Origin of the sequence: Microcoleus sp. PH2017_28_MFU_U_A (assembly GCF_020738035.1) — a bacterium.
GTDB lineage: Bacteria > Cyanobacteriota > Cyanobacteriia > Cyanobacteriales > Microcoleaceae > Microcoleus.
The window spans coordinates 1-1983 of the sequence record NZ_JAEQCX010000003.1; the positions used below are offsets into that span (position 1 = coordinate 1).

Consider the following 1983-nt stretch of genomic DNA (forward strand, 5'->3'; position numbering starts at 1 on the left):
AATAATTAAAGTCAGTGAAGGAGTCGCCCCCTCCACTGCTCTCCAAAACGGAACGTGATAGTTTCCCATCATTGGGCTCCTCAATAAAACGGCTGTTGTCATCAGTACGTCATTACCAACATATCGTTTTCCCAAACCCAAAGGCTTGGTTCCACTGGTGGCTTAGGTTTAGCACTTTTACAGCTAGATTTGTTACCGAGACTGCCATCGTTGGCGGTCTTTGTGTCGTGGCAATGTCGATGGAGTAGTTGCCAATTATCATAAGATTCCCTTCCACCTTTCGATTTAGGGATGATGTGGTCAACTTCTATCGAATCTCCATCTTTGAAGTAGTTATCGCAGTGGGTGCATTTCCCTTTTTGACGCTTGAGTAGTTTAGACACTCTCGCAGGTATTTCGGGGTGTACTCCCATTCTTGAACTCCAATATAACCAGTCACCGTCGTAGGGGGATGCTTTTCCTTTTACCTTTACATAGCGTTTTATTTCCGTGGAGCTATGTTGTATTAGCGCATAAGGATTGTTACCCTCTCCGGTTGCAAACACCCAGTTATTGCCTTCTACGGTTTTGAAGTATTTAAGGCGTATCCACCCTCTGCCTTTGTTCCTATGACGATGACGACCCCATTTGAGGAGCTTCCAAACCACTAAGTGCCACAGCCTTGCAAATATTTTCTGGCTGACGACTGAACAGAAGTAGTTACACCAACCCCGTATGATAGGATTGAGATTCTTAATTAAAGTCGCTTGATTTAAGCCACGCGACTTATTTATTACTTCTGCAACTTTTCTGTAGTGCCTCTTCTGGCTTTCCTTACTGGGGGTGATAATAGTTTTAAAACCCAATAAGACACCTCTAGTCCCTATTCCCGAGTTATATTTTCCTACTGGAAACTGCTTGATGTTGAATCCTAGAAAGTTAAATCCAGATTCTTCCCCATCTAGTCTATTCAGGGTATGGGCTATCTTTGTTTTACTCGGTTTTAGTTCTAACCCAATGTCACTTAACCACTTCTCTATCTCAACCTTACACAGCTTTACGACTTCTACATCCTCATGGAGGACTACGAAATCGTCAGCATATCTTATCAGTGAAATCGATTTGATTTTGTCTCGTAATCCACAAGTATGACCACGAGAGTCTCTCATCTCGAATTTTGGGGCTAAACCCATAATCAATTCCTCAAGCCCATGTAAGGCGACATTGGCAAGTAGAGGTGAAATCACCCCGCCCTGTGGTGTACCTTCATCAGTTGGGAACAGCTTGTTTCCATCCATTACACCAGCTTTTAACCAAGCTCGGATTTGTCTCCGTAAGGTAGGATAGGTATTCAATTTTGAGAGAAGTACATCATGGTTAATGCGGTCGAAGCATTTGCTAATGTCGGCATCCAGCACATATTTTGATTTTTGCTTTATTGCCAAGAATATTGCTCCGATAGCATCGTGACATGAGCGCCCAGGTCTGAAGCCGTATGAGTTAGCTTCAAATCGCGCTTCCCATTCTGGTTCTAACACCAGTTTGACTAACGCTTGCAAAGCTCGGTCTTCCATTGTCGGTATGCCTAATGGTCTTTCCTCATCTGTCCCTGGTTTGGGTATCCAAACTCGGCGTGTTGGCTTAACCTTAGAACCCAGTGATATTTTATTTATCAAGGCGAAACGTTGCTTTGGGGTTAGCGATTTCACACCATCCACACCAGCCGTCTTCTTGTCGGGTAAGGAGGAACACGTCGCCGCGTCCTCCTCCCCTAAGAACCGGACTTGACAGTTTCCCATCATCCGGCTCAAGCCTCCAAAACCTCAGAACGTTTGCCTGTATGTTCATGCCTGTGACAGGCTTTGTGAAGGTGGACAAGGTTTTCCGCTTTGTCCGTGCCTCCGTCTTTCACCCGAATCTTGTGATGGGTGTGCAGTTCTTCTCCATTGAACAAGTGTTCACCGCATACTGGACATTTCCAATTTTGGTTAACCGCTACGTTAT

At 44.7% G+C, this 1983-nt stretch carries 2 protein-coding genes; both read right to left on the reverse strand.

Going from position 1 to position 1983, the window contains the following annotated elements; translation table 11 throughout:
• Positions 1–101: 101 nt before the first annotated feature.
• Positions 102–1688, reverse strand: coding sequence for a group II intron reverse transcriptase/maturase (gene ltrA, locus JGK14_RS00030; protein ID WP_325314548.1), 1587 nt, complete (start codon positions 1686–1688; stop codon positions 102–104).
• 98 nt (positions 1689–1786) lie between these two features.
• Positions 1787–1983 (reverse strand): HNH endonuclease (locus JGK14_RS00035; RefSeq protein ID WP_325314549.1); only part of this gene is annotated, 197 nt, incomplete at its 5' end.